We start from the raw sequence: 25,986 nt of genomic DNA on the forward strand, positions 1-25,986 counted from the left end.
GCCAGGCATCCATGCCTGGCACCCACCTGCGCAAGGCTTCCACTCGGCCTCCTGACGTCGCGTTTGGCGGCGCCTGGGCTATCGCGTATCACAAGCAAAGGCAACAGAAGGGCTGCTTGGTAGGATCATGTCACTGTGCTGTTGTGATCAGAATCTTGGCTGCCATTCCCTTAATGATTGGGGCCGCTACGCGCCCCATCGCGGCACAAGGCCGCTCCTACAGGATCACGCAAGGCTTGCCAATGGCGGGTTGCCTGTGGGGAGCGGGCTTGTCCGCGATGGCAGGGCTTTGTCTTGCGCTGGGTCAATACTGCCCCGCGCAACCAGGCAGATCCTCGGAGGTAGACAGACCTTCCAAGAGGACTCGGCCATGAGCAGCACCTTTTTCATCCCCGCCGTGAACATCATGGGCATCGACTGCCTTGACGAGGCAATGACGGCCATCGCCGGCTACGGCCTGCGCAAGGCGCTGATCGTCACGGACCACGGCCTGGCGCAAGCCGGTTTGGCCGAGCGTATCGCCGGCCTGTTGGCCCTGCGCGACATCGATTCGGTGATATTCGACGGTGCCAAGCCGAACCCGAGCATCGCCAACGTCGAGGCCGGGCTGGCCTTGTTGCAGCATGAACGGTGCGATTGCGTGGTGTCCCTTGGCGGCGGCTCGCCCCACGACTGCGCCAAGGGCATCGCCCTGTGCGCAACCAACGGTGGGCGGATCAGCGACTACGAAGGCGTCGACCGCTCCGCCAAACCGCAATTACCGCTGATCGCCATCAACACCACCGCAGGCACCGCCAGCGAGATGACCCGCTTTTGCATCATCACCGATGAGGCGCGCCACGTGAAGATGGCCATCGTCGACCGCAATGTCACGCCGATCCTTTCGGTCAATGACCCGGCGCTGATGGTCGGCATGCCCGAGGGACTGACCGCCGCCACCGGTATGGATGCCCTGACCCACGCCATCGAAGCCTACGTGTCGACTGCCGCCACGCCGATCACTGACGCCTGCGCGCTCAAGGCCGTGACCTTGATCAGCGATAACCTGCGCCGGGTCGTCGCTGATGGCAGTGACCTGCAGGCACGGGAGAACATGGCCTATGCCCAATTCCTCGCCGGCATGGCGTTCAACAATGCATCTTTGGGCTACGTGCATGCCATGGCACACCAATTGGGGGGCTTTTACGACCTGCCGCACGGGGTGTGCAACGCCATCCTGTTGCCCCATGTGCAACGTTTCAACGCCAAGGTCAGTGCCGCCCGCCTGCGCGATGTGGCCAAGGCCATGGGCGTGAAGGTGTGTGGGTTGGACGCGGAGCAGGGCGCAGGCACGGCGATTTCGGCCATCGAGAACTTGGCGGCGGCGATCGGCATTCCGGCCGGTTTGGCAGCGCTCGGGGTCAATCTGGAGGATGTACCGGTGCTGGCGGCCAATGCCTTGAAGGATGCCTGCGGCCTGACCAACCCGCGGCCGGCGAGCCAGGCGCAGATCGAGGCGATTTTCAAGGCGGCGTTCTAACAGACTCAAGCGTTTCGCCCGGCCTGTAGGGCTGCGCAGCAGCCCCAGACCCCATGATGCCTTCACCGCTCGCGCATAAAGAACCCAGCCACATATTTGCGGAACGTCTCCAGGCTCTTGAAGTCGGCATAACGTTTGAAATTCTCGGCATCCGGCTCCGGGCCGATGGGTTGCTCCAGCAGGGAAACCGACAGCACCCGGTCCTGGTCCGAGGTGAGCACCAGCTCATCCATCACCTGCCCACCAATGACCGGCCGACGCATCAGCACCTTGACGCCTTTGCTCGCCATCCAATCGATCAGCGACACCAATGCCTTGAGCGGCTCGCGCTCTTCGTCGCGGTACACCGGGAACAGATGCCCGCGCGACAGCACCGGCACGCTGGCGACGTGGATCAGTTCATAGAAATGGCTACCGGCGGTGGTGGGTGAATAGAGCGCCAGGGCCAGCAATGGCCCGCTGGTGCGGCTGCCGCCCCAGAACAGATGGTGGCCCTGGAAGTCGAAGCCGTCCTCGGTGCGGGCGTTGAACAGCTTGCGCCCCTTGACTTGGTCGATGCAGTCGAGCAGCAGGCCATGGCGGCGGTGGTTGCCGAAGGCCGTGGCGTCACGCAGGCGGGACTTGAGCATCATCATGTGCTTCATGTCCAGGCGGGTTTCCAAGTAGTTGCTCGCCGGCACCCGCTCCACCAGTGGATAGCGACCGGCCACGCCGCGCAGGTCGGCGAACTGGACCGTGAGGTCTTTCTTCAGGTGGGTGGCGTAGACATTCAAGCCACTGGCTTCGATCCAGGTCAGCAACAACGACAACAAGCGCTGCTGTACGCGGCGTTCGGCAGGAGCGCCAGGGCCACCTTCCCCAGCCCGATTGAAATCACCCAGCAGGCGCAGCGCAGTGTCTGGCGGCAGCCAGGCGGCCGGTGCGGCGGTTTGCTCGCTGCGTTCGCCGGTTTCGCGCTCGACCTTGGTGAACGGGCAGCCGGGCGCATGCTCGGGGGTGTCCGGGTTGTTGCGCAGGAACAGGGTGCCGGTACTGCCATTGAGGCTGACGTTGAGCACTGGCACGGCATCTCGGCGGCAGTCGCAGGCTAGCCATTGGTTGGCGCTGCGTACCTTCATCAGCCACTGGTTGGCCTGCAGCAGGCGTGGGCCGGCGAGGGTGCCGGAGGCGAAACCGACCAGCAGTTCCTCTTCGGCCGGCGTGAGGCTGCGCACCTGCGCAGCGGTCTTTTCGATGATTCGCATTCAGCAGCTCCAAGCTACGAGCCTCAAGCTTCCGGTAAAGTCAGGGCGCTTTCAAGCCGAACGCCTGAAGCTCGCAGCTTGTGGTTCACTGGCCGCCGAACAGCTTGGCGGCGCGGGCGCGGATTTCCTCGGGGCTGAGGTCTTCCTTATGGGTGGAAACGAACCACAGGTTGCCGAATGGATCCTTCAGCGTCCCGCTGCGGTCGCCATAGAACTGGTCCTGCACCGGGCGCAGGGCCAGGGCGCCGGCGGCGACGGCCTGGTCGTAGATTTTGTCGCAGTCGTCGACATACAGGTGCAGGCCGACGGCGGTGCCGCCCAGCGACTGGCTGGCCGCCAGGCCGCCCTCCATGTCGCAAGGGTCGGCGAGCATCAGCGAGGAATCGCCGATCTTGAGCTCCGCATGGCCTACGCGGCCGTCGGGGCCTTCGAGGCGGAACATCTCCACCGCACCAAAGGCCTTCTTGTAGAACTCGATGGCCTTTGCCGCGTCCTTGATGCCCAGGTAGGGCGTGATGCTGTGTTGTCCTTCGGGAACAGGTTTGACCGCCATTGCAAGGTTCCTCCTTCAGGTAAGGTCAGTACCGACCCGCCACGGGGTATACCGCGGCAGGCTTCACGCATTTACCGAGGCTGTATATTTGTACAGTTTCGGCAAATGCGCAAATGCCATTTCCCTATTAGAGGCCGTCTGCCTAGAAGATGTAGTCGGTGGTCAGGAAACTCGACTGGCGGTTGCGGATGATCTCGCTGATCAGTGCTTTGTTGGCGTCCTGGAACTTGGCGGCCACCAGGGTACGGATGGAGAACACCCGCAGGGCGTCATGTACCGACAGGGTACCTTCGGCGCTGTTCTTGCGGCCGTTGAACGGGTAGCTGTCCGGGCCGCGCTGGCACTGGGCGTTGAGGTTGATGCGGCCAACCTGGTTGGCGAAGGTGTCGACCAGCATGCCGATGGTCTGCGGGTCGTTGCCGAACAGGCTCAACTGCTGGCCGTAGTCGGAGTCGAGCACATAGTCGATCACCGTCTGCAGGTCGCGGTAGGGCACCACCGGCACCAGTGGGCCGAACTGTTCCTCGTGGTAGACGCGCATGCTGGGCGCCACCGGGTAGAGCAGGGCCGGGTAGAAGAACGAGCCACGGCTGGTGCCGCCGCCTTCGTTGAGCACGCGGGCGCCCTTGGCGGTGGCATCGGCCACCAGGCCATCGAGGTAGTCGACCTTGCCAGGCTCGGGCAGCGGCGTCAGGGCTACGCCCGGCTCCCAGGGCATGCCGGGCTTGAGCGCGGCGAGCTTGCGCTGGAACTTGTCGAGGAACGGCTCGACCACATCTTCGTGGACGAACAGGATCTTCAGCGCGGTGCAGCGCTGGCCGTTGAACGACAGGGCGCCGGTGACCGCCTCCTCGACGGCGTTGTCCAGGTCCACTTGGGGCAGGACGATACCAGGGTTCTTCGCATCCAGGCCCAGGGCCGCGCGCAGGCGGTGCGGGCGCGGGTGCAGTTTTTTCAGGTCGCTGGCGGCCTTGTGGGTGCCGATGAAGGCGAACACGTCGATCTTGCCGCTGGCCATCAGGGCACTGACCGTTTCGCGGCCACGGCCATAGATGACGTTGATCACCCCAGGCGGGAAGCTGTCGCGGAAGGCTTCGAGCAATGGGCGGATCAGCAGCACACCGAACTTGGCCGGCTTGAACACTACGGTGTTGCCCATGATCAGCGCCGGGATCAGGGTGGTGAAGGTCTCGTTGAGCGGGTAGTTGTAAGGGCCCATGCACAGCGCGACGCCCAGCGGTGCGCGGCGGATCTGGCCAAGGGTGCCTTGCTCGAGTTCGAAGCGGCTCGACCGCCGGTCGAGGTCCTTGAGGGCATTGATAGTGTCGACGATATAGTCGCAGGTGCGGTCGAACTCTTTTTCCGAGTCCTTCAGGTTCTTGCCGATCTCCCACATCAGCAGCTTGACCACCGCCGTGCGCTGTTCGCGCATGCGCCCCAGGAAGGCTTCGACATGCTGGATACGCTCGGCCACACGCATCGTCGGCCAGGCGCCGCGGCCTTTGTCGTAGGCCTGTACGGCGGCGTCCAGGGCAGTGAGGGCGGTATCGGCATCGAGCAGCGGGGCGCTGCCGAGAATCACTTGCTGCTCGCTGTCGCCGTGCTTGAGCCAGACCGGGCTGCGCACCGTGGCCAGGGGGCCGTCCCAACGCCTGAGCTGGCCACCGACCAGGTAATCGCGTTGCTCTAGGGGTTCGCCCAGGCGCCAGGCCTCGGGGATGTCATCGGGGGCGGGAAACAGCGAATCGAGCAGACGGTCCATGGGTACTGCACCTCGTTTGTTCTTGGGTAGGTGAATCGCTTCAGCTGCGAGCATGCACCCACTGGAAGAAAAACACCAGTCTGGCTCAAATTTGCCGTGGCCGGGCCGATACAGGATCAATCGCCGCCGATTTCAGCCCAATGAAGACTCTCCCCGTACCCCCTGATCAGCCGCCGCCCCATCCAGGCACGCTGCGGCGCACTGTGCACCGCTTGCTGCCGGTCGGTTTCGCCCTGGTGGGCATCGGCTTGTCCATCGCGCTCGGGCACTTGGACATGCGCCGTGAGCAAAGCGAGCAACTGAACAACATCGCCGCGCGCCTCTCTGGGGTACGCAGCGCCCTGGAGGCGCAGCTGCGAGCGGCATTCGCCGAAGCCGAAGGCATCGCCCAGCTGATCACCACCGATGGGAGAATCAGCCCCGGGCATTTCCACGGCATGGCCCAAGACGCCCTCGAGTCAGTGCCCTACATGCACCACATCGCCCTGGCGCCGGACGATGTGATCAGTGCGGTCCACCCCGAACAGGGCAACCAGGCGATCATGGGCCTGGACTACCGCCGGTTGCCCGACCAGTTCCCCATGCTGCAGTCGGCCCGTGAGCACCGCGAGGCCGTGCTGGCCGGCCCGGTCGGGCTGTACCAAGGTGGGCGGGCATTGATCTACCGGCGGCCGGTGTTCGTCGCCGGCAAGCGGGGGGTGAAGCTTTACTGGGGCAATGTGTCGATCGTCGCCGACATCGACCGCTTGCTGTGGGCCGCAGGCCTGCGCCCGGACATGGACATCCAGGTGGCGTTGCGCGGGGCGGACGGCAAGGGTGCGGACGGCGCGATGATCTGGGGCGATCCGCACCTGTTCGACGACCCGCTGCTCAGCCAGGTGGTGACGGTTCCGGGCGGGCATTGGCAGATGGCCGCCGCGCCCCGCGATGGCTGGCCGGTACTGGGCCTGTTCGCTTCACCGCTGTTCCTCTTCGCCCTGACCTGCACGGGGTTGTTCAGCCTGTTCGTCGCCCAGCTCAACGGCAACCAGCGCCTGCTGCAACAGCGCAACCGCGAACTGCGCCAGTCGCAGGCGCAGCTCGAACGCCTGGCCCACTACGACACCATCACCGGGTTGCCCAACCGCGTGCTGTTCCAGAAACAGCTGGCCGAGGCCATTGCCAGGGGCCATGGGCTGGCCGTGCTGATCCTCGATATCGACGGTTTCAAGCAGGTCAACGACAGCTTGGGCCATCCAATGGGCGACCTGTTGCTGCAACAGGCCACGGCGCGCTTCCTGCAGGAACTGGACAGCGCCGACCGGGTTTGCCGCCTGGGTGGCGACGAATTCGTGTTCATGCTCCAGGGCAGCCAGGGCCAGATCAGCCACCAGGTGTGCGCCTTGCTGCGCTGCTTGCAGCGGCCGTTCGACCTCAACGGCAATGCGGCGCTGGTCACTGGCAGTATCGGCCTTGCCCGCTGCCCGCAGCATGGCGAGGCGGTGGACAGCCTGCTGCGCCACGCCGACACCGCCATGTACGCGGCCAAGGAGGGCGGTCGCAACGCCTGGCGGTCCTACCACCCGGACATGACCGAACGCCTGCAGCAGCGTCTGGAGCTGGAGCGCAACCTGCGCCGGGCCCTGCAGCACGACGAATTCGAGCTGTGGTACCAGCCCAAGCTCGACCTGTTCAGTGGTCGCGTGGAAGGGGTGGAGGCACTGCTGCGCTGGCGTGACCCTGAGCGCGGGTTGGTATCGCCGGCCGAGTTCATTCCCCTGGCAGAGCGCACCGGCCTGATCATCCCGTTGGGCGAACGTGTGCTGGAGTTGGCCTGCGCCCAGCTGGCCGCCTGGCGCGCCGCCGACTGCCTGCCAGGGTCGATGGCGATCAACGTGGCGGCGCTGCAGATCGAGCGCAGCGACTATGTCACCAGCCTCGCCACGGTGCTGGCCCGCTACGACCTGCCGGCGAGCCTGCTGGAGGTGGAGATCACCGAAAGCCTGCTGATGGAAAGCCAGCAGCAGGCCTGCGCGGTGCTCGCGCAGTTGCGGGCCATGGGCGTAGCCACGGCGGTGGACGACTTCGGCACTGGCTATTCGTCACTGGCCTACCTGCGTGCCTTGCCCATCGACCACCTGAAGATCGACCGGGCGTTCATCAAGGACCTGCCGGGCGATGACGATGCCCAGGCGGTGGCCTGCGCGATCATCGACCTGGGCCATGCCCTGGGCTTTCGGATCACCGCCGAAGGTATCGAGACCCAGGCCCAGTACGATTTCCTGCGTAATGCCGGATGCGACCAGGGCCAGGGCTTTTTGTTGGCACGGCCGATGCCGGCGGCGGACCTGGCCCAATGGCTGCAGGCGAGCCGGGACTGCGGCTGAGTGGCGAGCCGGCCAGGCCGGTAGCCTCAGGACTCGACGAGCCTGGGGACTGCCCCATAGCCAATGCGCTGGGTTTGCCTGAGCTGCTGCTCGACCAGCGACTGCAGGGATTCGCCGGTGGGCAGGTAGGCATCGCCGAAGTCCTGCCCACCCAGGGCGCTGGGGTGCGTCACGATTTCCAGGATGCCATGGGCCGGGGCCAGCCCGGCCTTCAGGTCAGCGGGGGTGCAGACGTAGTCGGCCGTGGCGCCACTGAGCTGGCGCAGGCGGCGGTTGAGCAGGGTCTTGTACAGGCGCTTGACTGGGCCGATGTTGTGGCCGAGGTTGCGCGCCAGGCGCACCGGGACGCCTTGGCTGCGGGCAAAACGCGCGACCACTTCACCTATCGGCCAGATGTTGTGCACATGCTGGTGCGAGTCGAGGTGGCTGGGCACAAGGCCGTGGGCCAGGCAGTGTTGCCATTGCGCGTGCAGCTCCTGCTCCACGGCGGCACGTTCGCCCCGGGACAAGCGCAGGGTCGCGCGCTTGAGCGCGAAGGCGAACTCCCCGCTAGGCGAGCAGAACCGCGGTTCGGCGAGAATCGCCTGGCTCATCGGCCGGCCCTGGGTCAGGTTGAAGTGCAGGCCTATCCTGCCCAGCAGCGCGGGCTGGCGAGCCAGGGCGCAGGCCGCGGCGAAGGCGGGCATGTTGGCCATGGCCGTGGCCGAGCTGATCAGCCCGGCCTGGAACGCTTGCAGGATCACCGCATTGGTGTGTGGGCTCATGCCGAAATCGTCAGCGTTGACTATGACCTGGGAGGGCATCGGGGTTCTCCTGTGGGGAATCGGATGGGGTGAGGGCGGTCGATGGCCGTGCGCGCCCGTTCAGATAGGGCTTGAGCAGTCGCCAGGCGCGCAGGGCCAGGCCCAGTAGGCGGCCGTCAAGGCGCTTGCTGTAGAGGCTCAGGCGCCATTGTTCGAGCGGGTCGGTCATGCGTTCATGCAGCTGGTGGCTGGAGTGGTGCAGGCTGACCCGCGAAGCGTCGATCCAGGTCCATCCATCGTCCAGCCCCCAGCGAATCCACTCATCCAGCAGCACGCGACCGCTGCCCAGGTCGCGATGATCCGGCATGAAGGCCAGGTTGTAATCGTAGAGCCGCCCCTGTTCGAGCAGGCCGAGGCGGTAGCTGATGCAGCGACCGTCCAGCTCCAGGAGCACCAGGTACACCAGGCCTTCTCTGGCCAGGGCGGAGAACGCCTGGTACATCCATTGGCGGCGCTGCACGCCTGAGAAGATCCCGACCTCGTCATCGCCTTTCCAGCTGGCGGCTTCCACGGTGCTGACGGCATCGAGCAAGGCGCCGATGTCATGCACGTTGGCCTGCACCCGGCGCACTTGGGCACCGCAGGCGGCAATGCGCTTGCGCGCCCGGCGCAACTTGTAGCGTGGTGCGCCGCCGGGCTCCTGGCGATCGGCCTGGCTGACCCGGTGCAGCGGGACCACACAGCTCAGGCGTTGCTCGCAATGCGAACTCGCCGCGGCCCAACGGCCCAGCCAGCCATGGGGCTGTACCGACACTTCGCTCAGTTGCAGTAGGGCATGGGGCAGGTGCTTACAGATGGCCTGGAAGACGGTGTCGGCATCGGCCTCGGGGAGGTCGACGAGCAGGGCGATGCGGTCGCTCAAGGGGTGGCCCAGGTGGCGCACCACCGGGGCGTTGAACGGGCCATACGGTTCGCGCATGCGCACCAGCGGCAGGCACAGCCGCAGTTGTCCGCCCCGATAGCCCAGCAGCACCTGCAGGCGTTGGCCAAGCTGCAGGGCACCTTCGGCGGCCCGCAGCCAACCCAGGTGGTTGAACGGGGTGCTACCCGCTACCCGCCGGCGCAGGGCCTCGTATTCGTCGGCCGGGAAGTCGGGGGTGAGCAGCGAGTCGTGCCAGCTCAGTCGCAGGTCCATGGCTTCAAGGCTCCTTGACGGTGGCTTGGTGTGTGGGGGCCGGGCGCGTGGCGTACATGCGCCGGCCCGCAGAGGGCGTGTCAGGGTGCGCCTGCGCAGCGTTCCAGCTCAGGGCGAACAAGGTCTGGCCAGGCACCTGGAAACGCACCTGGCCGCCTTTGCAGGCGTACGTGGTCGGCCGTGGCTGGTTGTCCGGGCCGAACAGCTCCAGCCGGGCGTCCGGGCACGCATCCAGGGCCAATGTGACCTGCTGCAGTCGGTCGGCCTTGTTGACCCCCAGCAGGCTACGCCGATGCGCTTCGGCCATGGCCAGGGCATCGACTTCGAACCCGTCGTTGTCCAGGGCCAGCACCTGGCCCAGCCAGTGCCGCTGGATGAACTGCTGGGCCAGGCCGACGGGCTTTAGCTGGAAGTGGGTGTCGTCGATGACCTGGACCATGCCCTTGGGCCATTCGGGCTCGTCGGCGACATGGAACCAGTTGAGCATGTCCAGCAGGCCATCGGCCGAGGCATTGATCACCACCGACGCCCACCAGAGACCTGCGTAGTGGGTGTTCTGGTCGTAGGGGCTCAGGCTCGAGCCGCTGGAGAGGTTGGTCTGGTCCAACAGCAGCGCCTTGCGTGGCCGGCCCTGATCGTCTAGCCCCACCAGGGCGGCGGCCTGTCGCACACTGTCACGGTAGCTACGGGTGGCCAGCAGGTCGCGGACCATCCACTCGTGCCAGGCCAGAGCATCGACCTGGGTGCCTTGTTCCTCGAGCAGGCGCCGGGCCCAGTCAATGCCGCGCAGGCCCTTGGCGTCGTCCCTGAACGGGCCGCCGAGCCAGCGCGAAGATGCCGGGATGGCGATACGAACGCCCGCTTCGCGCGCTCCAGGCCAGTTGTGGACCACGGCGGTCATGAGGCGGAAGTAGTCGCGGAAGCTGGCGTAGTCGGGGTAGTTGAGGTTGGGTTCGTCGGCCACGCTCAGGTAGTGCACGCCCTTGCCGCCCAGCCGGGTGGTCGCTGCGAGCCAGGCCTGCAGGCCGTTGCGGGTGGGCGCATCGGCTGCCAGCACGGCGCGCCGGCCGGTGCCGGCCAGCAAGGTGATGTCCTGGTCGATGGCGAAGCGCTCCTGGTACAGGCGGCGCCAGGCGTCTTCGTAGTGCGGCTTGCGCACCAGGACGTCGACGAAGCTGTAGAAGCCCGCCGCCTGCGGGCGCAGGGCGTCCAGGGCGGCAAAGCTGGACGGTGGCGGCGGCACGTAGTGCATGGCCACACCCAGCAGTGGCGTCGGACCCAATGGTCGTTCGGCAAGCGTGAGTGCCACCTGGCCCTGGGCGAGCGGCAGGTCGCCCAGATGCTCGGCTCGCTGGGCGAACAGATTGGCCGTGCCGTCCAGCCAGAACGCGGCCTTGCCGCTGCCTTGCAGGTACAGGCGCCAGGTTTCGTCGCGGGCGCTGACCGGCAGCCTTTGCTGGTCGAACTGCCAATAGGCGCGGTAGGGCGCGAGCGCGACCTCCACCTTGTAACCGTCGCCCAGGCGCTGGGCCAGCAGGCGATTCACCCCGCCATGGTATTTACCGGCCAGGCTCGCCTGTTCGCCCGCCTTGACGCGAAAGAACAGGGTGGTGCCCGATGCCACTTCGGCGTTGAAGTGCACCTTCGCCGGCGCGAACAGGGCCCGGGTCGTATCCAGGTGCTCGACCTGGTAGCTGCGGAAGCTGTAGCCAGGAATCTCCAGCCGGTAAGGGCCTGCGGCAGCTTCCAGTGGCCAGCTTTGCTCGCCCCGCACCTGCTCGGCGCTGATCGCCCGTTCGGCCCGTAGCCGCCCTTGGCCATCGAGCAGATACAGGTGCTCGCCATTGGCATCGGCCTGCCAGGCCGGGTGCCACTGGATGCGCAGCTCGTCGGTGCGCTCGGGCTGCAGGTACAGGCTGCCGTCGCGGATGTCTCCCCACTGTAGGCTGGCTGCCAAGGCCCACGACGGTACCAGCGCCGCGAGCAGGGCCAGGCACTTCACGCGGGCCTCCGTTGCAGCATTTCACGCAATGGGGCGTGGTCGCTGGGCAGGATGATCAGGGTCTGCCACAGGGCCACGTTGCTCAGTTGGCAATACACCACGAGCATCGCAAAGGTAACCGCCAGGTAGGCGATCGACGAGGCCAGGGCCGCGCCGACGATGCCCCAGGCCGGGATCATGAAGATGTTGAGCAGCAGGTTCAGCGCCGCGCCAGCGCCCATGATCAGCGACACCGTGCCCGGCCGGTTCTTGCCCAGCAGGTCCAGGCGCAGGATGGCGGTATAACACAGGCCCAACAGCCCCGGGAGCAGGGCGAGCAAAGCTGGGTAGGCGGGGGCGTACTCGATGCCGAACAGGGTGATGATCAGCCACTTGCCGATCAGCGCCATGCTCAGGCAGGCCAGCAGCATCACCGTGGCGGTCAGCCGCAGGGCCAGGGGGGTGAGACGCTGCATGTCGGCATCCTGTTGCAGCAGGTGCTTCATCAAGGGCGTGGTGACGGCTTCGGGGACGATCAGCAGCAGCTCGGCCGCCGCCGTGGCCATGGCGTAGTGGCCCAGGGCGGTACTGCCGAGCACCGCACCGATGAACAGGTAGTCCGAGCGCAGGATCACTTGCTGGAACAGCAGGTCAGGGTGGCTCTTGGCGCTGTAGCTCAACAATTCGCGCTGGTCGCTGCGGTCCCAGCGCAGGCGTACCGGGTACTGGCGTGCCAGCCAGGCCACGCCCAATACCAGCACCACGGCAAGCCCCAGCAGCCAGCTGATCAGCGCCGCCTCCATGGCCTGTTCGCGCCACATCCAGAACAAGGCGAGGAACAACAGCAATGGCGCCAACGACTCGGTCAGGCGCAGGGCGTTGAAGGCATCCACGCCACCGCTGGCATTGTGCAGGGTCAACAGGCCGCTCTTGAGCACCGCCATCGGCACGGCCAGCAGCAACAGCCAGGCCAGCAGGCCGAGCTGCTGGGTCACTTCCAGTTGGCCGCCGAACTGACGGACCAAATAGACCCACAGCAGGGTCAGTAAACCGGCGAGCAGGCAGCCATAGACCAGCACCTGGGTCAGCAGCAGGCCCATGTCGCGGCGCTTGGCAGCCTGGTAGCCCACCGCGCTATTGAGCCCACCGCTGGTGACGGCACTGATCAGGTCGGGCAAGGCACTGAGCAGGGCGAACAAGCCTCGTTCGCTCGGGCCGAGGATCCGCGCCAGCAGCACGTTGCGCAACAGGCGCAGGGCGATCATCGCAAGCTTGGTGCCCATGCTCAGCGCCAGATGACGCAGGTAGGTGCTACGGATCATGCAAGGCCTCCACGGGCGATGCGCCAGGCCAGCAGCGAAGGGCAGGCAGCGGTGTGCTGGCTGACCCCGATACGCGGCAGGGCGAGGGGGTCGTCGTCATTCCGGAACAGCCCCTGGCGGGTGCTCAGGCCATAGGCATAGCTGTGCCGGGCGACCCATGAGCGGACCCGGTCGTCGTGGTCGCCGTTGGGGTAGCAGTACACCGGCAGCGGGTGTTCGCAGTGCTCATGCAGGGCGGCATGGCTACGCTGCAGTTCCTCGCCCAGGCGCTGCTCGTCGAGCTCAGGCAGCAAGGCATGGCTGGCACCATGGGGGCCGAAGCGCACCAGGCCGGTCGCTTCCAACTGGCGTACCTGGTGCCAGTCCAGGGCTTGCGGTACAGGCTCGGCCGGGCAGGCGTCGGTCATCCGTTGCAAGGTGGGCTGGCCAAGGCTCTTGAGGCTTTGCAGGTAATGGGCCAGCACTTGGCTGCGGGTATGGGAGCGGCTGCTCAAGAAATACGCCGCCGGCAGTGGGCGCCCGGTTTCACGCAATAGCTCGGCCAATGCCAGGCGCGCGTCCTCGCCGCGGGTGCCCCACAGGGTCTCGCCGATGCTTTCCCACCAGAAACGCTGGCGGCTGCCGATGTAGTCGGTGGACAGGAAGATGCTGGCCGGCACGCGATAGCGCAGCAGCAGCGGGAAGGCATTGACCGCATTGTCGCGCCAACCGTCGTCGAAGGTCAGGGCGACCCTGGGCCGGCCATGGCCGTTGGCAGGCCGGGGGGCCTGCAGCAGGTCCAGCAGGGTGACGCATTCGAAGTGCTGCGACAGCCAGCGCAGCAGGCGCTCGAAGGCCCGCGGGCCCAGGCACAGCTCGTTGCGATGGGGCAGCGCCGCGAGGCTGTCGTCCTCCAGTACCCGGTGCAGCATGAGGATCACCCCGGTGCTGTGCAGGCGGGCACGGGTACTGGGCAAATTGAAGTACAGCCAACCGCTAGCCTGCTTGATACGGGTCTTGATCGGCATAGAGGTGTACTCATCGATTCTGGTCGGGGTTCCACTGGCTGTAGCTGTACCCGCGCAGGAACTGCCACACGCCGATGCTCATGCCAGCCACCGTGACCAGCAGGAAGGCAGCCAGGCGAAACGGCTTGGGCAGGCGGCGACGGGCGTCCAGCAGGCCGAGCACCGCAGCGCCATAGCCGAGCAGTTGGGCTGCCAGGCAGAGCAGGTAGAAGCCGCCCTCGGTGGCCAGCCAGAGGTTGGCCAACAGCAACGGCACCAGTAATACGGGAGCCAGGCGGCGGATCAGCTTGTGGCTGGCCAGGGCAACGGCGTACAGGCCATGCCTGAAGGGGTTGAGCAGCTCACGTCGGGCGGCCAGGCTCAGCAACCCACCGACAGTGACCCGCTGGCGACGGCGGAACTGCTTGCCGGCCTCGTCCACACCTTGGTCCAGTACCACAGCCTCGGGCACGTAGACGATGCGCTTGCCCGCCACCGGCGCGCAGGTACTGATGAAGAAATCATCGTTGGCCTGGCGGGGAATCGGCTGGAACAGCTCGCGACGCAGGGCGAGCAGGGCGCCGTCGGCCGAGACCATGCAGCCGGTGCGGTTCTCGACCTTGCGCAGCCACGCTTCGTAATGGCGGTACAGGCTGTCGCCCAGGCTCAGGCCTTGCCCAGGCTCGGGAATGATCATGTGCCCGGCGGTGCAGCCGACTCCGGGGTCGGCGAAGGGGGCCAGGAGCCGGCGCAGGGTGTCGCCGGACCACTGGTTGTCGGCATCGGTGAACACCAGGATATCGCCCTGGCAACGTTGCACCGCCGTGTTCAACGTGGCGCCCTTACCTTGGCGCGGCAAATCCAGCACCTGCACGCACGCAGCACCGATGCCGCGGGCACGGGCCACGGTGAGGTCGCTGGAGCCATCGCTGGCCACCACCACCTGCAGGTCGGCGGCCGAGTAATCCTGTGCCAGTACGCTGGCCAGCTTGTGTTCGATGTGCCGCTCTTCGTTATAGGCGGCGATGATCACGCTGACCCGTTGCGGGGCCAATGGGCCTGGCAACTGGCGGGGAAAGAAGGGCGCGGCCAGCGTCAGCAGCAGCGGGTAGCCGACCCAGGCGTACATCGGCAGCAACAGGCACGACCAGAAAATGAACTCAGCCACGGGCAGGCCTCCTTGCGGTGCGGTTGAACAGGTTCAGCACGAGGGCGGCGCCGGCCAGGTGCAGGCGGACCCAGTGCAAGGCCCACAGTTGCAGGGTGAACACCGGGGCGCGGTGCTTGAGGCTCTGCCTCAGACTCAGTGCCAGGGCCGGGAGGGCGCCCAGCACCATCAGCAACAGGGCGAGCCGACCAGCCCCCTGGAACAGGGCCAGCAGTGCCAAGGCGGTCAACACCCAAGGCACCAGCGACAGCAGCGGGAAACGCAGCATGCGCAGGCTGGCGCCATGGCTGCGCAGCAGTTGCAGGTGGCTGCCCTGGCGCCACAGTTCCTTGCCCAGCCATTCGCCCCAGGTGCCCTCGAAGCCCCAGTGCAGCACCGTCGGTTGGCGCAGGGCGCGCAGGCGCGCGCCGGCCTGGTGCAGGCGCAGGGTGAAGTCCTTGTCCTCGCCGGTGCGCAGGCGTTCGTCAAAGCCGCCCACCCGCTCGAACCAGTCGCGGCGCAGCAGCAGATTGGGCGCCGCTAGCCAGGTGCTTGGCTGCAGGGTTTGCCCGGCGCGCAGCGTGCGCCGTTGCCAGGCGTAGGCGAACCAGGGGGCTTGGCGAGGCGTATCGCAGTCGAGGGCGAAGACATCGCCTTGGTCGCATTGCTGCAAACTGACCAGCAGGGTGAGCCAGTTGCCAGGTACTTCGATGTCGGCATCCAGGAACGCCAGCCAGGCGCCGCGGCTGGCCCGGGCACCGAGGTTGCGCAGGGCGGCGATGGTCGCGCCCGGCAGCGTCAGCACCGTGGCCCCGAGCTCGCGAGCGATGTCGGGACCGGCATCGGTGGAGCCGTTGTCCACCACCAGCAATTCACACGCCAGGCCCGCCTGCTGGGCCGATGCCCGGGCGCACGCAAGGGTTCGGCCGATGTGGCGGGCCTCGTTGAACATGGGGATGACAATGCTCACCTGGTTCATCGCGCCACCGCCGTGGTCGGGGCCTCGGCGGCCTGGCGCACCAGCACGCTGGACAACGCCAGCATCATCCACAGGTACTTGTGGCTGGGTACGCTGAGGAACATCAGGAATAGCCCGATGGCCACCAGGCTCATGGTCAGGTGAGCGGCAAGGTCGGCATGGTAGTGGTCTGCGGCGGTGCGCCAGCTGGCGCTGGCCCTGGTGAAGTTGCGCAGCGCCAGCAGCATCATGCCGATGAACAGCAAGCCTGCAGGTATGCCGGTTTCGGTGAACAATTCCAGGTAGGTGTTGTGGGCCTGCCGGTAGAGGTCGTCGCTGGTGCGCTTGGCCGGGGCGAAGGCCTTGGAGAACCCGGTGTGGGCATAGTGCAGCGGGAAGGTGCCGGGACCGGTGCCAAGCACCGGGCTGTGGCTGATCATGTCCTTGCCGACCACCAGGTAGGAGGCGCGTCGGCCCAGGGACTCGTCCTTGTGCGCGTTGATCCCTGACTTGAGCTGGGCCAGCGACTGGATGCGCTCCAGGTACGCCGGCGGCATCAGCGCGGCGCCCAATGGCAGCACGATGGCCAGGCCCAGCATGGCGAAGCCCAGGTGCCGCGGCCGGATCCGCGCCAGTTGGGCGCGGTAGACGTACAGCACGGCAACCAGGGTGGCCAGCAGCACGACCAGACCGGACCGCGACTCGGTGCGGGTCATCCCGGCGAGCATCAGCAGGCAGCATACCGCCCAGAACAGCTTGACCGGCACCTGCCGGGCCTTGATCAGCAGCCACAATGCCAGGGGCATGGCGAAGGTGATCAGCAGGGCCAATACGTTAGGGTCAAGCAGGGCCGAGGCGCGACCTTGTTGTTGGTATTTGCTCGAGAACATGGCGAACAGGCAGGTGACGCACACACTCAGGGTCACGACCCGGCACAGGGCTGGCAGGTTGAGCTCGCGCCCTACCAGCAAAGTGATTACGAACACCACCAGGCCTACGGTGAACTCGCGCAGGTGGTTGAGCGAGAGCGCCGCATCGTCGCTGGTCCAGAGGCTGAGCAGGTACAGCGCCAAGAACGGCACCAGCAGACGCCACTGGTTGCTGTACAGGCGCTCACCCGGCAGCTGGCGCACCGCCAGTTGCAGGCCAAGGGTCAGGACCAGGCCGATGCCGACGATCTTGGCCGCAGACACCTCACCATCCTTGAGCAGGCCTTCCAGCGGTACCAGCAGGGCAATCGCCAGCAGGCCCCAGGCGGGCTTGCGGTACAGCACCAGGGCACCGGCCAGGCCCACCACCACCGCGGGTGCGAGATAGGGGAAGGGGCTGGCGAGCAGGGCCAGGCTGAGCAGGGCCGCAAGGCCAACCAACGACAGGGACATGATCATGCGACAACCTCCTCGGTGGCGCCCTGGTAGACCAGAGCCCAGCGTTGTGCCAGGGTCGGCAGGTGGTAGCGTTCGCGTTGGGTTAGCTGTGCCCGGGCGGCTAGTTCCGCGGCCTGGGCGGGGTCTTCGATCAGGGCTTGCAGGTGCTGGGCGAGTTCGTCCACGGCCAGGGGCCTGGCCAGCAGGCCGCTGCGGCCATGTTCGATGACATCCGGGATGCCCCCCACGCCGAAGGCCACCACCGGCACCCCATCCTGCATGGCCTCAAGCAGGACCATCGGCGTTCCTTCGGTGCGCGAACTGATGACCAGGGCATCCAGGCGTGCCATCCAGTTGCGCATGTCGCGCTGGAAGCCCGGCAGTGCAATGCGCGCGCCCAGGCCGGCGGCGTCGATGCGAGCCTGCAGTCGCTCGCGCTCGGGGCCATCGCCAAGCATGACCGCCTTGACCTTGACGTAGCGCCGGCACAAGGGGATCAGCGTGTCGAGGAACAGGTCCGGGCCTTTTTCCCTGGACAGGCGCCCCACGTAGCCGGCCAGCCAATAGCCTTTGGCATGGCGTTCGGGCAGGGCGTGTGCTGGCGGCAGGCCGTTGGGGATCACCCGCAGCTTGCCGGGCGCCACCCCGGCCTGGTGATGCAGGCCGGCGATGCTGTCGGCGACACACACCACCGTGCCTACCACCGGCGTACGGCACAGCTGCAGGCCAAGCCATATATAGAAGCGCTGCTTGAGGCTGCGCGGCGTGAAGCCGTGCTGGGTGGTGATCAGGGGCAACCCATACAGGGCCGCCCCCAGCCAGCCAAGGGCCAGGCCCTTGAAGTTGTGGGCATTGATCAAGGGCCGTGCGTTGCGTTGGGCGAACAATTGCCTGAACACCGCGGCCGAACCACGGCAGACCAGGCAGTCGATACCGGCCTGGCGAAAGCGCGCCGCCAGCTCGGCAGGTGCATCGAGCAACAGCACACGGTGCCGGCCAGGCGCGGCCTGGCAGTGGTCCAAGAGCATGCGCTCGGCGCCGTAGAACCCGCCACTGCTGAGCAGATGGAGGATCGGCCGTTCGCCAGGGTGGGCAACGCTGTTCAATTGCGCACCCAGTGCATCAGCCGTGGCAACGTCCAGGCTTTGTGCGGGTTGGGCAGGCCAGGGGCCTGGTCGTTGATCACCAGCAGTACCGGCAGGCCCAGCTCCTGGGTAATCTGCGCCGGGTGCTTGAAGCGGTGGTCGAAGAACTCCTTGACGTAGACCAGGGCGATGGCCAACAACAAACCAGTGAGCAGGCCGAACGGAATGATCAGGCCGGGGCGCGGAAAGGCAGCGGTGGTGGGCTCGTAGGGTGCACTGAGAATGCGCGCGTTGGACTGGCTGCCGTCGAACAGGCCTTGGCCGCGGCTTTCCTCGTAGCGTTGGGCATAGGTGGAGAAGGCCTTGTGCAAGGCGTCGATCTCGGTGTCTAACTGGCGGGTCTTGCTCTGGGTTTCGCGCAACTGGTGGATGCGCTCCTTGAACTCGCCGATGCGCTGGGTCTTCTGTGCGATCACCTGCTGGGTCACGGCCAGGTCCTGCTGGCGTTCCTGGATACGGTTGGCGATCACCTTGAGGAATTGCGCGCGCAGTTGGGCGATCTGCTGGCGGGCCAGCACCATCTGCTCGGCACCGGGCAGGAACACCGTGGTGTCGGCGTTGTAGCGGGCCATCTGCGAGGTCAGCTGTTCACCGATCTGGCGGATCTCGCGGTCCTCGAAGGCGACGTTGTCTACCGTGGTGGTGAAGGTATAGGGGAAGGCGTAGTCGGCCATCCGCGCCTTGCGTGCGTCAGCCAGGCTGCCTTGCAGGTAGTCGAGCCATTGCTGGTTCTGCAACTGCCGGTCGCGTTGGGCGTTTAGCGCCTGCTCCTCGGTGTTGATGGCGTTGAGGCGGAAGGTGATTTCTTCCTTGGGGTCGGATGAGCCGATCGCCGTCAGCAGCGCCAGGCGCTGGTTCTCCAGGTCGCCCAGGCGGGCCTGGTAATGCAGCTTCTTCTGTTGGTAGAACGCTTCGGGCAACTCGTTGGACTGCAGGTCCTGGCGGTTCTTCAGGAAGTTGTCCAGCAGGCGTGCGACGAACAGCGTGCCAAGCTCCGCATTTGCGGCGCTGTAGGACACCGAAATGACGTTGGAGCCGGGCAGGGTCTTGATGTCCAGGTCATCGAGCGCCTGTTCGGTAAGGGTGTCCAGAGTCTTGTCGCGGCTGCTGTCGGCCGGCCCGGCCAGCCAGGCACGCACCGGCTCGATCACTTGCTGTTGCAGCGGCATGAACAACACCCGCTGGAGCAGGCCCGGCTCGTGCTGGTAATGCCCTTCCTGGCGCAGCTGGCTGATGGTCTGGCGGATCAGGCTGGGCGAGCGCAGGATATTGCTCTCGGTCTCCATGTCGGCCAGCGTCGGCGGGATGAACTGGTCGGCTTCCTGGGACAAGGCCGAGCTGGTGTCGCTTTGCGACAGTTTCTTGGACTGCACGATCACTTCGGCGGTGATGTCGTAGCGCTGTTGCAGCACCAGCGGCAACACCAGGGCAATCGCGGCGAACACCAGGAACACCCGCTTCACCAGGTGGCGATTGGCGAAGAAGATGCGGAAGAACTCATGCACATGGTTTTCTTTCGGTTGCGTGATCATGGTTCGTTCCCCGGTCAGTTGTCGTTGTTCTTGTTGTCGACGCGGTAGCTGAAGCTAAAGCCGAAGCCCTGGAACAGCACCACGTCGGCCAGTTGCCGGGACAGCTCGGCGGCACTGGCCAGAGACGTCTTGGGCACGTAGAGCATGTCTTCGGGCTGCAGGTAGGCCAGCTTCTGGCTGCCGCCGGACAAGGCTTCGTCGACGTCGTAGTTCACCGCGTGGACCATGTTGCCTTCGCGGCGCATGATCACCACTGAGCCAAGCTTGGCCTTGAGGGTCGGGCCGCGCGCCAGGGTCAGCGCCTCGAGCACCGAGACCGGGCGGCGGATGGCGAAGGCGCCAGGTTGGCCCACTTCGCCGAGGACGTAGATCTCGTTGGCGGCGGTGGACTTGAGCAGCACGTCCACGGTCATCCGGCCGGGCAGGCTGGCGTAGCGCTCGTTGAGGTAGTCGCGCAACTGGTTGACGGTCATGCCTTGCAGCGGCACCGAACCGATTTCCGGGAAGGTGGCGCGGCCATCGTTGCCCACGGTGATGTCGCGGCTCATGCCCGTGGTGGGGTGCACCAGGGTGTCGCGCAGGGCCGTTTCGCTGGTCATCGGGCTCAGTACCCGAACACTGACCTGGTCGCGGTTGGGCTTGAACACGCGCTTGTCGTTGTAGGCCTGGCGTATGGTGCTCTCGGCCTCAGTGGTGGTCATACCCTCCACGCGCACCGTGGAGTTGGTGCTGGGCAAGGTGATGGTGCCATCCGGCTGCACCAGCTGGCTGCCGTTCAGGCCGCTGGCGGCCATGAAGGACAGGTCCAGGGTGTCGCCGGACTGGATGCGGTAGACACCGGCCGAGCGGTTGCTGACGTGGAAGATCACTTCCAGCACATCTTGCGGGCGCAGCACCTGCTCGCGCCTGGCCACTTCGGTGGCCTGGCTCTCGGCGGGCGAAGCGGTGAGGATCTGTACCGGCATCTCGCGGTTCTGCTGGCTGGCGCAGCCGGCGAGGGCCAGCAGGCACAGGGCTATCGATGGGTATCTCATGGCGTTCATCCTGTGCGGCCTCTCAGAGGTTGTCGTACAGCCACTTGGGCATGTAGTACTTGCGCTTGTTGAACACGCTGCCGATCAGCCGTGCGCCAGCCTGGGACAGGCGCTGGGCCGCGGCCTGGGCCACTTCCCAGCGGGTCTGCTCGCCGCATACCACCAGGATCACGCCATCGACCAGGGGCGCGATCACCAGGCTGTCGGCGCTGGCGTAGATCGCCTCGCCGTCGATCACCACGAAGCGGTACTGCACGCCCAGGTGGCGCAGCAGCATGCGCAGGCGCTCGGGGTCCAGGTGCTCGCGCTCACGCTTCCAAGTGCCACCGGGCAGCAGGTCGAACGGTTGTTCAGCAAGGCGTACGATGCAGTCCTGGGCCAGCGGCGGGGTATCGTGGTCGAACAGCAGGTCGGTGTAGCCGCGTAACTTGCCCAGGCCCAGTTGCTGGCTCAGGCTGTTGGCGCCGCTGCTGCTGTCGATCAGCAACACGCTGCCGGCGCTCATCATCGCCAGCTGGCTGGCGAAGGCCAGGGCGCTGGTGCTGGTGCCGGTTCCGGTATTGGCCGCGGTCAGCAGCAAGGTGCGCTGCTCGAGGTCGAGTACGGTGGCGGTCAGGTTGGTTTCGCTCGGCGGGGCGACACTCAGGCTTCTTGAAGTAGAACCGTCCATCTCAACTTGCTCCGTGGCCAGTGAAGACTTTGAACGGAGTCTTGAGCAGGATTTTCAGGTCCAGCATCAGGCTCTGTTCGTTGATGTAGCTCAGGTCCAGCTGTACGCGTTGGTCGAAATCGATGTCACTGCGCCCGGAGATCTGCCAGAGGCCGGTCATGCCCGGGTAGATGCACAGCCGCACCAGGTGGCTGTCCTTGTAGCGGTAGGCGTTGAAGGACGTGGGGCGTGGGCCGACCAGGCGCATATCGCCGGTGACCACGTTGATCAGGTTGGGCAGCTCGTCCAGGCTGCTGCGCCGCAGCCAACGGCCCACCGGGGTGATGCGCGGGTCGTTGTCGATCTTGAAGTCGATGGCATCGGCGCCGTGCTTGTTCAGGTGGCGCACCGACTCCTTGAGGGACTCGGCGTTGGCGACCATGGTGCGAAACTTGAACATGCCGAACAGGCGGCCACGGTAGCCGGTGCGCGTCTGCACGAAGAATACCGGGCCTGGATCCGAGCGCTTGATCAGCACGGCGAGTACCAGGAACAACGGCGACAGCACCAGCAGCAGGCCCAGCGCCGCCAGGCAGGACAACACCCGGTTGGTGCGCGAGAGCGACCAGGGCCGCCCGCCGGCCCGCCCGCTGATCCAGCCGCGGCCCTGGATATGGATGGCCGCGTCGATGCGCTGCCGGTGGCTGGGGTCCATACGCTTGTCCTGGTACAGCGCCTGGGCTTGCGCACTTTGAGGTTGTCCTGTCATACCGCCCTCCGTTGATCCGCCTGCCCGCGAGGGCAGTACCCTTGAAACCAGGCGACGAAACGCTTGAGCCCTTCGTCCAGGGAAACCTGCGGCGTGAACCCGGTCAGCTCGGCCAAGGCGCTGGCGTCGGCGCAGGTGCTCAGGACATCGCCCGGCTGCAGCCCGAGCAGTTCGACCTGGGCGCTGCGCTGCAGGTGCTGTTCCAACAGGGCGAGGTAGTCGCGCAGGGCCACGGGGCGCTGGCCGCCGATGTTGAACAGCCGCCAGGGGGCGCTGCTGCTGGCCGGGTCCGGGTCGTGGGCGGACCAGCTCGGATCGCCCTTGGGCGCCAGCGGGGCCAGGCGCACCAGGCTCTCGACGATATCGTCGATGTAGGTGAAGTCACGTTGGTGGTTGCCGTGGTTGAACAGCTGGATCGGCCGGCCGTCGGTAATCGCCTGGGCGAACTGCATCGGCGACATGTCTGGGCGCCCCCAGGGGCCGTAGACCGTGAAGAAGCGCAGGCCGCTGCAAGGAATCCTGTACAGGTGGCTGTAGCTGTGGGCCATGGCTTCGTTGGCTTTCTTGGTGGCGGCGTACAGCGACAGCGGGTGGTCGACGGCGTCCTGAACCCGATACGGGGTGCGCTGGTTGGCGCCGTACACCGAGCTGGACGAGGCGTACAGCAGGTGCTCGACCGGGTGCTGGCGGCACCCTTCGAGCACGTTGAGAAAGCCCACAAGGTTGCTCGCCACGTAGGCTTGTGGGTTGTGCAGCGAGTAGCGAACGCCGGCTTGGGCGGCCAGGTGGATCACCACTTGTGGGCGCAACGTGGCGAACAAGCGGGCCATAGCGCCCTGGTCGCACAGGTCCAGGCAGTGCAGCTCGAAGTCGCCGGTCTGTTCGCGCACCCACTGCACCCGGGCGTGCTTGAGCGCCGGGTCGTAGTAGTCGTTGAAATTGTCCAGGCCCTGCACCTGGTGGCCATCGCGCAGCAGGCGCAGGCAGGTGTGGGCGCCGATGAAGCCGGCAGCGCCGGTGACCAGGATTCTCATTGGCCGATCACCCGCGCGGCCACATGGCGCAGACCGATGCCGCAGTAATGCAGGCCATGGGCTGCAACGTGTTCGGGGTTGTACAGGTTGCGCCCGTCGACGATTACCCGCGCCCGCAGCTTGCTGGCCAGCAGGGTGAAGTCGACCACGCGGAAGTTCTTCCATTCGGTGCAGATCACCAGGGCATCGGCGTCCTGCAGGGTATCGTCACGGGTGGCGCACAGCTGCAGGTCGTCGCGGTAGCCATAGAGCCGCCGGCATTCGTCCATGGCTTCCGGGTCGTAGGCACGCACGGTGGCGCCTTCGGCCCACAGCGCTTCCATCAGGTAGCGGCTGGGTGCCTCGCGCATGTCGTCGGTATTGGGCTTGAAGGCCAGCCCCCACAAGGCGACCGAAAGGCCGGCCAGGCTGCCGCCCAGGTGCTGCTTGAGCTTGGCGAAGAGGATCCGCCGTTGCCGGTCGTTGACGTCGTTGACGCTCTGTAGCAGGCGCAGGGGCATGCCGCTGCGCTCGGCGGTGCGCAGCAGGGCCTGGATATCCTTTGGGAAGCACGAGCCGCCGAAGCCGCAGCCGGGGTAGATGAAGTGATAGCCGATACGTGGGTCCGAGCCGATGCCCTTGCGCACCGCCTCGATGTCGGCGCCCAGGTGCTCGCTGAGGTTGGCCAGCTCGTTCATGAAGCTGATGCGCGTGGCGAGCATGGCGTTGGCGGCGTATTTGGTCAGCTCGGCGCTGCGGTTGTCCATGAACATCAGCTTTTCGCGGTTGCGGCAGAAGGGCGCGTAGAGCTCGGTCAACTGCTCACGGGCCAGCTCGTCATGGGTGCCGACGATGATCCGGTCGGGGCGCATGCAGTCGGCCAGGGCGCTGCCTTCCTTGAGGAACTCGGGGTTGGAGACTACGCGTACCTGCAGCCGCTCCTTGCCCAGGCGCTTGAGCTCGTCGCTGGCCAGCGCCAGCACCTGGTCGGCGGTGCCCACTGGCACGGTGGACTTGACGACCAGGGTACGGTCACTGTCCATCAGCTCGACAACCTGGCGGGTGACCTCCAGCACATGGGAGAGGTCGGCCGAACCGTCCTCGTCGGGCGGGGTGCCGACAGCGATGAAAATCAGCTCGGCATGGGTGACCGCATCGCTGGCCTGGGTGCTGAACAGCAGGCGGCCATCGCGGATGTTGTCTTCCAACAGGTCCGACAGCCCCGGCTCGCTGATCGGCGGCACGCCCTGACGCAACTGGTTGATCTTGTGGGTATCGACGTCCACACACAGGACACGGTGCCCCATGTCGGCCATCGCCGCCGCTTGTACCAGTCCGACATAGCCAGTGCCAAACACGCTCACATCCATGCCCAGTGCCTCGATGACAGTAAGGGAGTAGAAACATTGCGTGACTTTGGTATAGCTCAGCTACCTGGATTTGCGTCAAACCTATGGCGTATTTCGTTTAACTTACAAGCACTGATCAGTATGCCTGTTGGCGAGTAACCCTTTTCAAGTCCATGGGTTAGCTTTGAAAGCTAGTGGCGTTTAGCCGGTCGGCGAACCGATGAGCGGCACAGGCCTCTAAAACAGTGGCTTACAGGTGATAGAGGCGCTTGCGGGGAGGGGGAAAAGATGCCGGTTTTTGGCTTGGTCTAAGTGTCGATAAATTGACTTTTCCGTTCTAGGCAAGCCGGGGTGGGGTTTCAGGCGGGTTGGTTTCCCGCAGTTCCAGCGGGTGCAACGCCCGAAACGCCTGCGCTTCTTCCACCAGCCAATCATGCACCGCGCGGGCCCCCGGCTGGCTCAGGCCTCCGGGTGGGTAATGCAGCATGTAGCGCTTGTGGTTGGCGATCGGTACGCCGAACGGCACGATCAACGTGCCACGTTCCAGCTCGTCGTTGAGCAGGGTGCGGCGGGCGATCGCCACGCCCACGCCGGCGATGGCCGCCTCGATGGTCAGGTGGTTGCGGTTGAAGGTATGGCCGCGACGCACGTCCAGGCTGCCGGCACCGATGCCTTCGAGGTAGAACTCCCACTCGGCATATTCCGAGCTGCCACGCCAGGCGGTGATGTCGTGCAGCAGCGGGTAATGCACCAAGTCGGCCGGGCCGTGCAGGGGCGGGCGACCGCGCAGCAACGCCGGCGAGCACACCGGGAACACCTGCTCATCCAGCAGCGGCGTGGAGAGCATGCCGGGGTAGCTGCCGTCGTTGAGGTCGATGGCGAGATCGAAGTCGTCCGGGTGCAGGGCTTGGTTGCTGTCCTCGGCCACCAGGCGCAGCTCGATGTCCGGGTAGCGTTGCTGGAAGCGTGGTAGCCGCGGGGTCAGCCATTTGGCCAGGAACGAGGGAATCGAACGCAGGCGCAGGGTGCCTCGGATCTCGCCAGCGTCCAGGCGCAGCAGTTCGGCCTCGATACTGCCATAGGCCTCGGCCACGGTCTGCGCCAGGCGTTGGCCCTCGGCGCTCAGTTCCACCCCGCGGGCCCGACGCAGGAACAGGCGATAGCCCAGGCGCTCTTCGAGCTGACGCATCTGCTGACTGACTGCGCCCGGGGTGATGTGCAGCTCCTCGGCGCAGCGGGTGAACGACAGGTGCCGCGCCGCGCAGGAAAACACGTTGAGCCAGACGAACATCTGGCCATTGAGTTGTCGCCTCATGGTTTAGTACTGCTAAAGCCTTGCTTAGAAAATTTCG

Annotated in this window: 21 protein-coding genes; 2 read left to right on the forward strand and 19 right to left on the reverse strand. The window is 66.0% G+C overall.

What is annotated here, in order from left to right:
* Positions 1–370 precede the first annotated feature (370 nt).
* Positions 371–1,519 (forward strand): L-threonine dehydrogenase, encoded by a 1,149-nt coding sequence (yiaY, locus tag IRZ56_RS12440; RefSeq protein WP_196145214.1) that lies wholly within the window; start codon positions 371–373, stop codon positions 1,517–1,519.
* 62 nt (positions 1,520–1,581) lie between these two features.
* On the opposite strand, the gene IRZ56_RS12445 is transcribed toward yiaY, so the two are convergent.
* The 3 genes from IRZ56_RS12445 to IRZ56_RS12455 all read right to left on the reverse strand — a co-directional run bounded on the left by IRZ56_RS12445 (position 1,582) and on the right by IRZ56_RS12455 (position 5,078).
* On the reverse strand, positions 1,582–2,763 hold the full coding sequence (locus IRZ56_RS12445; RefSeq protein WP_196145215.1) for a hypothetical protein: 1,182 nt from the start codon (positions 2,761–2,763) through the stop codon (positions 1,582–1,584).
* A gap of 85 nt (positions 2,764–2,848) precedes the next feature.
* Positions 2,849–3,316: a VOC family protein gene (locus IRZ56_RS12450; protein WP_196145216.1), complete on the reverse strand. Its 468-nt coding sequence runs from the start codon at positions 3,314–3,316 to the stop codon at positions 2,849–2,851.
* 142 nt (positions 3,317–3,458) lie between these two features.
* Positions 3,459–5,078 carry an NADP-dependent glyceraldehyde-3-phosphate dehydrogenase gene (locus IRZ56_RS12455; protein ID WP_196145217.1) on the reverse strand — a complete coding sequence of 540 codons (1,620 nt, stop codon included), beginning with the start codon at positions 5,076–5,078 and terminating at the stop codon, positions 3,459–3,461.
* 140 nt (positions 5,079–5,218) lie between these two features.
* Between IRZ56_RS12455 and IRZ56_RS12460 the strand changes: the two genes are divergently transcribed.
* On the forward strand, positions 5,219–7,444 hold the full coding sequence (locus tag IRZ56_RS12460; RefSeq protein ID WP_196145218.1) for a putative bifunctional diguanylate cyclase/phosphodiesterase: 2,226 nt from the start codon (positions 5,219–5,221) through the stop codon (positions 7,442–7,444).
* 26 nt (positions 7,445–7,470) lie between these two features.
* Here the strand turns inward: IRZ56_RS12460 and IRZ56_RS12465 are convergent, their stop codons facing one another.
* From IRZ56_RS12465 to IRZ56_RS12540, 16 genes are all read right to left on the reverse strand, one after another.
* Positions 7,471–8,247, reverse strand: coding sequence for a ChbG/HpnK family deacetylase (locus tag IRZ56_RS12465; RefSeq protein ID WP_196145219.1), 777 nt, complete (start codon positions 8,245–8,247; stop codon positions 7,471–7,473).
* Complete coding sequence (locus IRZ56_RS12470) at positions 8,219–9,382, reverse strand: GNAT family N-acetyltransferase (protein ID WP_196145220.1); 1,164 nt, start codon at positions 9,380–9,382, stop codon at positions 8,219–8,221. The genes IRZ56_RS12465 and IRZ56_RS12470 overlap by 29 nt, the downstream gene beginning before the upstream one ends.
* 4 nt (positions 9,383–9,386) lie before the next feature.
* Positions 9,387–11,384 carry a hypothetical protein gene (locus tag IRZ56_RS12475; RefSeq protein ID WP_328311503.1) on the reverse strand — a complete coding sequence of 666 codons (1,998 nt, stop codon included), beginning with the start codon at positions 11,382–11,384 and terminating at the stop codon, positions 9,387–9,389.
* A complete protein-coding gene (locus tag IRZ56_RS12480; RefSeq protein ID WP_196145221.1) occupies positions 11,381–12,685 on the reverse strand; it encodes an oligosaccharide flippase family protein in 1,305 nt (434 codons plus the stop codon). Before IRZ56_RS12480 ends, IRZ56_RS12475 begins: the two co-directional genes overlap by 4 nt.
* Positions 12,682–13,692 carry a polysaccharide deacetylase family protein gene (locus IRZ56_RS12485; protein WP_196145222.1) on the reverse strand — a complete coding sequence of 337 codons (1,011 nt, stop codon included), beginning with the start codon at positions 13,690–13,692 and terminating at the stop codon, positions 12,682–12,684. Before IRZ56_RS12485 ends, IRZ56_RS12480 begins: the two co-directional genes overlap by 4 nt.
* Before the next feature lie 10 nt (positions 13,693–13,702).
* The gene (locus IRZ56_RS12490) at positions 13,703–14,839 is read right to left on the reverse strand and encodes a glycosyltransferase family 2 protein (protein WP_196145223.1); all 1,137 of its coding nucleotides are present in this window, start codon (positions 14,837–14,839) and stop codon (positions 13,703–13,705) included.
* Positions 14,832–15,797, reverse strand: a complete 966-nt coding sequence (locus IRZ56_RS12495; RefSeq protein ID WP_196145224.1) for a glycosyltransferase family 2 protein — start codon at positions 15,795–15,797, stop codon at positions 14,832–14,834. The genes IRZ56_RS12490 and IRZ56_RS12495 overlap by 8 nt, the downstream gene beginning before the upstream one ends.
* Complete coding sequence (locus tag IRZ56_RS12500) at positions 15,794–17,164, reverse strand: O-antigen ligase family protein (protein WP_196145225.1); 1,371 nt, start codon at positions 17,162–17,164, stop codon at positions 15,794–15,796. The genes IRZ56_RS12495 and IRZ56_RS12500 overlap by 4 nt, the downstream gene beginning before the upstream one ends.
* The gene (locus IRZ56_RS12505; RefSeq protein ID WP_230381149.1) at positions 17,161–18,249 is read right to left on the reverse strand and encodes a glycosyltransferase; all 1,089 of its coding nucleotides are present in this window, start codon (positions 18,247–18,249) and stop codon (positions 17,161–17,163) included. The genes IRZ56_RS12500 and IRZ56_RS12505 overlap by 4 nt, the downstream gene beginning before the upstream one ends.
* Positions 18,246–19,820: a GumC family protein gene (locus IRZ56_RS12510; RefSeq protein WP_196145226.1), complete on the reverse strand. Its 1,575-nt coding sequence runs from the start codon at positions 19,818–19,820 to the stop codon at positions 18,246–18,248. The genes IRZ56_RS12505 and IRZ56_RS12510 overlap by 4 nt, the downstream gene beginning before the upstream one ends.
* 14 nt (positions 19,821–19,834) lie before the next feature.
* A complete protein-coding gene (locus tag IRZ56_RS12515; RefSeq protein WP_196145227.1) occupies positions 19,835–20,854 on the reverse strand; it encodes a polysaccharide biosynthesis/export family protein in 1,020 nt (339 codons plus the stop codon).
* 22 nt (positions 20,855–20,876) lie between these two features.
* Positions 20,877–21,524, reverse strand: a complete 648-nt coding sequence (locus IRZ56_RS12520) for a CpsD/CapB family tyrosine-protein kinase (protein ID WP_196145228.1) — start codon at positions 21,522–21,524, stop codon at positions 20,877–20,879.
* Between the two features lies 1 nt (position 21,525).
* Positions 21,526–22,272: a sugar transferase gene (locus IRZ56_RS12525; RefSeq protein WP_196145229.1), complete on the reverse strand. Its 747-nt coding sequence runs from the start codon at positions 22,270–22,272 to the stop codon at positions 21,526–21,528.
* The gene (locus IRZ56_RS12530; RefSeq protein ID WP_196145230.1) at positions 22,269–23,306 is read right to left on the reverse strand and encodes an NAD-dependent epimerase/dehydratase family protein; all 1,038 of its coding nucleotides are present in this window, start codon (positions 23,304–23,306) and stop codon (positions 22,269–22,271) included. The genes IRZ56_RS12525 and IRZ56_RS12530 overlap by 4 nt, the downstream gene beginning before the upstream one ends.
* Positions 23,303–24,655: a UDP-glucose dehydrogenase family protein gene (locus tag IRZ56_RS12535; protein ID WP_196145231.1), complete on the reverse strand. Its 1,353-nt coding sequence runs from the start codon at positions 24,653–24,655 to the stop codon at positions 23,303–23,305. The genes IRZ56_RS12530 and IRZ56_RS12535 overlap by 4 nt, the downstream gene beginning before the upstream one ends.
* Before the next feature lie 316 nt (positions 24,656–24,971).
* Positions 24,972–25,949, reverse strand: a complete 978-nt coding sequence (locus IRZ56_RS12540) for a LysR substrate-binding domain-containing protein (RefSeq protein WP_196145232.1) — start codon at positions 25,947–25,949, stop codon at positions 24,972–24,974.
* Between the last annotated feature and the right edge of the window lie 37 nt (positions 25,950–25,986).

This window comes from Pseudomonas guariconensis (genome assembly GCF_015680235.1).
Lineage (GTDB): Bacteria > Pseudomonadota > Gammaproteobacteria > Pseudomonadales > Pseudomonadaceae > Aquipseudomonas > Aquipseudomonas guariconensis_A.

What these genes read in the sequence shown, in the direction of transcription:
- yiaY (WP_196145214.1), top strand. Translation starts at nt 371, where the DNA reads ATGAGCAGCACCTTTTTCATCCCCGCCGTGAACATCATGGGCATCGAC.
- IRZ56_RS12445 (WP_196145215.1), bottom strand. Translation starts at nt 2,763, where the DNA reads ATGCGAATCATCGAAAAGACCGCTGCGCAGGTGCGCAGCCTCACGCCG.
- IRZ56_RS12450 (WP_196145216.1), bottom strand. Translation starts at nt 3,316, where the DNA reads ATGGCGGTCAAACCTGTTCCCGAAGGACAACACAGCATCACGCCCTAC.
- IRZ56_RS12455 (WP_196145217.1), bottom strand. Translation starts at nt 5,078, where the DNA reads ATGGACCGTCTGCTCGATTCGCTGTTTCCCGCCCCCGATGACATCCCC.
- IRZ56_RS12460 (WP_196145218.1), top strand. Translation starts at nt 5,219, where the DNA reads ATGAAGACTCTCCCCGTACCCCCTGATCAGCCGCCGCCCCATCCAGGC.
- IRZ56_RS12465 (WP_196145219.1), bottom strand. Translation starts at nt 8,247, where the DNA reads ATGCCCTCCCAGGTCATAGTCAACGCTGACGATTTCGGCATGAGCCCA.
- IRZ56_RS12470 (WP_196145220.1), bottom strand. Translation starts at nt 9,382, where the DNA reads ATGGACCTGCGACTGAGCTGGCACGACTCGCTGCTCACCCCCGACTTC.
- IRZ56_RS12480 (WP_196145221.1), bottom strand. Translation starts at nt 12,685, where the DNA reads ATGATCCGTAGCACCTACCTGCGTCATCTGGCGCTGAGCATGGGCACC.
- IRZ56_RS12485 (WP_196145222.1), bottom strand. Translation starts at nt 13,692, where the DNA reads ATGCCGATCAAGACCCGTATCAAGCAGGCTAGCGGTTGGCTGTACTTC.
- IRZ56_RS12495 (WP_196145224.1), bottom strand. Translation starts at nt 15,797, where the DNA reads ATGAACCAGGTGAGCATTGTCATCCCCATGTTCAACGAGGCCCGCCAC.
- IRZ56_RS12500 (WP_196145225.1), bottom strand. Translation starts at nt 17,164, where the DNA reads ATGATCATGTCCCTGTCGTTGGTTGGCCTTGCGGCCCTGCTCAGCCTG.
- IRZ56_RS12510 (WP_196145226.1), bottom strand. Translation starts at nt 19,820, where the DNA reads ATGATCACGCAACCGAAAGAAAACCATGTGCATGAGTTCTTCCGCATC.
- IRZ56_RS12515 (WP_196145227.1), bottom strand. Translation starts at nt 20,854, where the DNA reads ATGAGATACCCATCGATAGCCCTGTGCCTGCTGGCCCTCGCCGGCTGC.
- IRZ56_RS12520 (WP_196145228.1), bottom strand. Translation starts at nt 21,524, where the DNA reads ATGGACGGTTCTACTTCAAGAAGCCTGAGTGTCGCCCCGCCGAGCGAA.
- IRZ56_RS12525 (WP_196145229.1), bottom strand. Translation starts at nt 22,272, where the DNA reads ATGACAGGACAACCTCAAAGTGCGCAAGCCCAGGCGCTGTACCAGGAC.
- IRZ56_RS12530 (WP_196145230.1), bottom strand. Translation starts at nt 23,306, where the DNA reads ATGAGAATCCTGGTCACCGGCGCTGCCGGCTTCATCGGCGCCCACACC.
- IRZ56_RS12535 (WP_196145231.1), bottom strand. Translation starts at nt 24,655, where the DNA reads ATGGATGTGAGCGTGTTTGGCACTGGCTATGTCGGACTGGTACAAGCG.
- IRZ56_RS12540 (WP_196145232.1), bottom strand. Translation starts at nt 25,949, where the DNA reads ATGAGGCGACAACTCAATGGCCAGATGTTCGTCTGGCTCAACGTGTTT.